We start from the raw sequence: 2503 nt of genomic DNA, 5'->3' as shown, positions 1-2503 counted from the left end.
AACAACTTACCGATGCGTCCCCTCTCCTGGCTTTCTCCTATCGACTTCCTTGTCCAATTTGTTTGACAAACTTACACTATTCAAATTGAACAGAGTCATTTATAGTGGTTTTGAAAAATCGCAGCAACTTGTAGGGTGCTATAGAGTAGCAGAAGGTGAATTGGCCCGGAGTTGGCCGGGTCACGACCTTGGCGCATCGCTTGATTTGGATGTAGGACGTGCCCAGTGGTCACGTCCTACATGCGCTTACTAACAATTTTGATGATTGCTATAGACACACATGCCTGTATTAGTGATTTGCTAAATGCAACAGACACTCTTCCACTTCCATACAAGTTATACCATATTTCTTACAAATTTCTTCAACTTTCGAAAATGAATGCATATTCGTGTGTTTCCGATATACATAGCATCGGTCTTGCTTTTTTGCCATACACAACATAAAAGGAATATCTTCTGGCATATGACTGCGTACAAAGAGAGGTGTCTCTAGGAAATCAAACATTCCTTGCCCCATCCATGTTCCGAGCAAAGATGCTTCTGTTTCTGTAGTTGTTTTGAAAAAAGAGGTGTTTTCTTTACACCACTTGAGAGAATCTGTCTCAATCACCTCCTGTTCTAGCAATTTCTGGGTCTCTTTATGTGCAGTAATAGTCCCATTTTGACATGCTGCAAGAAATTGGGCCCAGTATTCCTTAGTAATATTTCTGGGAAATTGCTCCAACATATACTGAAGTGCATAATGGTCAAAAACAAATTTCATGAGAGGACACCCCCCAGCATATTGGAGGATAGCATTCTAGAAATATGTGAGACCTTTAACCCGGTATATCGCCCAACATCAGCAATGCTGATTTTCCCAGTGTAATACCCCGAAAAAACATTTTTTAGATACGGCACACCTAGATAGCTGATTCGCGTATAATAGAAATTACCAGCAGCAGATGCCGAATTCGCCTTTCTGACACCATCCATGTGGATACGTGCATAAAAACTCTTGGATATCTTGCCTAACTTCATCAATCGGTAGGCTATTGTCGCCCAGCTAACTGTGTACTCGTCTGCAAGCGCACTAATCAGTTCAATGCTCTCAAATTCTGTTACGTTTGCTAACCGCGCCTGAAAATCTACTTTAGGAACCAGAAATTCACTTGCAAACTGGTCACACGCTTTTTCTTCCTCATATTTCGTATAATACACATCTGTTTCCTTTGTGAACAGATGATAAACCTCGTGAAAGATTGTAAATATCTGGCGTGTAAAAGACATCTTATTATTTAACAGTGATAATCTTCATCATATAAGCAAAGACCAGATACTTCATCCGCCTTGAAGGAATCCTTAAAGACATAAATTCCAATCTGATATAATTTGTCTCGCAGATATTCCAGCAACTCATTTGCTCTTCTAAATTTCGTTTTTTGCTTTTTTAAAGGAAGATCTAGTTGCTCACGGAGCCACTGTATCAGATGCTGATCAGTTTCGACTTGATTCTGTTGCAGCAACGCAAAAAAACGGACAGTATTTGTATCGGCGTGCAACGTTTCCAACTGTAGGCGGTACCAATCTGCCTTTTCCATCATCATGCGAACCTGCATCTCTAGTGGCCGGCCACTCTGCGATTCGGAACTGCGAAATTCCACTAAAAGTTGATCCTGAGGCGGCTTGGACTGAAAGAAGAAAAACAATAGTGGACGATTGTACAATTCTGACAACCTTTCCAGCATCGGATATGTTGGAAATTCATTACCAGTTTCAAATGCTGCCAATGCATCTGGTTTGACACATGCACGTTTCGAGGCTTCCTCAATGCTTAGCCCATAATACTCCCTTGCATATTTCAGCCTGGTCGGTGCCACAGATGTCATTCTTTCACTTCTTGCCACCAGTTGACGCCTCCTTCCAGACACATTCTCGCAGGAATTTTTGCGTGTTCATATATTTTGCCGCAATTTCAGGAAGTAATGCCTTAACATTTGTCGATAGTTCGCAAAATTGATCTTCGGATAATTCCCATAAGACACAATAATCAGCTTTGAGTCCCGATTTCATTGGAACAAGGTATTTACAAATACATGGCTCACTCTCTTTTTCTCGTTCCCAATTTATCTGTGCTGTGGGTGTAAGATGTACACCAATCCAGTTTCCCATTTCATGCCAGCTAGCGCATTCGTCTATGCCAGGCCCAATCATAATATTTTTCACAACACTGTATTGGCCATAACTAATTGCTCCTCGAATTGCAAAACCTGCAGTGCAACACTTTTCTAAAACATATTTTGCAAATTTAGCGTGCAATTTTAGCAAATCACAAATCTTTGCATTCGAGGTTTCAGGAGTAAATACAGCAATGGTATCAGAAATGCTAATTAAAGAGCTGATTGGAATATCTCCAGCCTCTTTATAGTATTTCTTAGACAACTGTGCTAGTACTCTACCAAGTTAGGAATTAGAAGATGATAGGGTATAGTTTTCTGAGTTTGCACCTGGCGTCATCAGAGGA

4 protein-coding genes are annotated in these 2503 nt (G+C 40.7%); all 4 read right to left on the bottom strand.

Annotated features, from left to right (window positions below; all coding sequences use genetic code 11):
• Positions 1 to 289: 289 nt before the first annotated feature.
• Genes NFS22_RS23390 through NFS22_RS23375 form a run of 4 tightly spaced genes read right to left on the bottom strand, consistent with a single transcriptional unit; the run spans position 290 to position 2421 of the window.
• Positions 290 to 763 carry a DUF4411 family protein gene (locus NFS22_RS23390; protein ID WP_251320025.1) on the bottom strand — a complete coding sequence of 158 codons (474 nt, stop codon included), beginning with the start codon at positions 761 to 763 and terminating at the stop codon, positions 290 to 292.
• Positions 760 to 1269 (bottom strand): ImmA/IrrE family metallo-endopeptidase, encoded by a 510-nt coding sequence (locus tag NFS22_RS23385; protein WP_251320024.1) that lies wholly within the window; start codon positions 1267 to 1269, stop codon positions 760 to 762. The genes NFS22_RS23390 and NFS22_RS23385 overlap by 4 nt, the downstream gene beginning before the upstream one ends.
• 8 nt (positions 1270 to 1277) lie before the next feature.
• On the bottom strand, positions 1278 to 1886 hold the full coding sequence (locus NFS22_RS23380; RefSeq protein ID WP_251320022.1) for a helix-turn-helix domain-containing protein: 609 nt from the start codon (positions 1884 to 1886) through the stop codon (positions 1278 to 1280).
• Complete coding sequence (locus NFS22_RS23375) at positions 1873 to 2421, bottom strand: hypothetical protein (RefSeq protein WP_251320021.1); 549 nt, start codon at positions 2419 to 2421, stop codon at positions 1873 to 1875. The genes NFS22_RS23380 and NFS22_RS23375 overlap by 14 nt, the downstream gene beginning before the upstream one ends.
• Between the last annotated feature and the right edge of the window lie 82 nt (positions 2422 to 2503).

Source organism: Flintibacter muris, from assembly GCF_943192995.1.
Lineage (GTDB): Bacteria > Bacillota > Clostridia > Oscillospirales > Oscillospiraceae > Lawsonibacter > Lawsonibacter muris.
The sequence above is the reverse complement of the archived record's forward strand: the minus strand, read 5'-3'. Positions and strand labels throughout refer to the sequence as shown.